The sequence below is a fragment of the Kitasatospora sp. NPDC057518 genome (genome assembly GCF_042802075.1).
In the GTDB taxonomy this organism is placed as follows: domain Bacteria; phylum Actinomycetota; class Actinomycetes; order Streptomycetales; family Streptomycetaceae; genus Kitasatospora.
In genome coordinates, this window is record NZ_JBHVEU010000803.1 from 1 (window position 1) to 1,251 (window position 1,251).

Annotated in this window: 1 protein-coding gene and 1 pseudogene; both read left to right on the forward strand. The window is 76.2% G+C overall.

The genetic code is table 11. The features are described 5' to 3' along the window. Positions 1-589, forward strand: a pseudogene (locus ACFU7Z_RS39495) (hypothetical protein); the annotation flags it as partial. Positions 590-749: 160 nt separating this feature from the next. Beyond that, complete coding sequence (locus ACFU7Z_RS39500) at positions 750-1,190, forward strand: sec-independent translocase (protein ID WP_380782999.1); 441 nt, start codon at positions 750-752, stop codon at positions 1,188-1,190. The last annotated feature ends 61 nt before the right edge of the window (positions 1,191-1,251 follow it).

A 1,251-nucleotide genomic window follows, 5' to 3' on the forward strand; every position in this document is an offset into this window, starting at 1 on the left:
CGGCGACTGGCCGGCCGGCCGCGGCCGCCGCGATGACGACGACGACCTGCCCGGCGGCGGGGTCGCCGCCGCCGGGACGCTCGGCGGCAGCCGGCTCGACGGCGGCTCCTTCGGCCGCGGTGCCGGGGCCTCCTTCGGCGCCGGCGCGCTCGGCGCGGACACGCCGCTGCCCGGGGTCGACCCGCGCGCCTTCGGGCGCGGCGCGGTGCTGCGGCCGCTGATGGGCCGGCGCTCCGCCCGCCCCGAGCCCACCGCCGCCCCCGCCCGTCCGCAGTCCTCCGCGGCCGTCGTCCGCCCGCCCGCGCGGGGCCGCCGGCTGGTGTTCGCCGCCGCGGGCGCCTTCTCCGTCGCCGCGGTGACGCTCGGCGGTGTCGGCGGGCTCAGCACGCAGGGCGAGGAGCGCCACGGCACCACCGTCAGCCCGCCCGGCTCCGGCACCGGACGCGGCGGCGGCCTCGTCCCGATGAACGCCCAGGTCCCGGTGGACTTCCCCGGCCGCCCGGTCGCCGCGACCCGCGACGCGACCCCGCCGGGCTCCCCGGAGCGCTACCCCGGGGGCGCCGTGGCACAGCGCCAGCAGACCCGCTAGAACAACCCTCGACGGACCCGGGACGCGCGCTCGATCCCCCGTCCGGACGGCCTCGGCCACCGGCAGGTCTTTACCACGGCTTCATCCCAGCGTGGACCAGGGACTCGCCGGTGGCCATTACCCTGTAGGAACCGTCGTCCGACGAGCTAGGGAGCCAAAGGTGTTCAGCGACGTGAGCGGGCTGGAGGTGCTGACCCTCGTCGTGATGGCCATCATCATCTTCGGTCCGGACAAACTGCCGAAGCTGATCCAGGACACCATGAACGTCGTCCGGAAGATCCGTTCCTTCGCCGACAACGCGAAGGAGGACATCCGCAGCGAGCTGGGCCCCGATTTCCAGGACTTCGAGTTCGAGGACCTGAACCCCAAGACCTTCGTCCGCAAGCAGCTCATGGGCGGCGAGGAGGACCCGCTGGGCCTCAAGGGGATGAAGGACTCGCTGGACATCCGCTCCGTCCTGGACGACAAGCCCGCGGCCCCGGTCAACGGCCGCAGCGGCAGCGTCAGCTTCGAGAAGTCCGCGCCGGCCCCCGCCCCCGCCTCCGCCGGCGCCCCGCTGGCCCCCGGCGAGCGCCCCCCGTTCGACCCCGACGCCACCTGACCGACCCCGCGTACGGCGCCCCGGCGCCGCGCCACCGCCCCGCCCGGCCACCCGGCTGAGC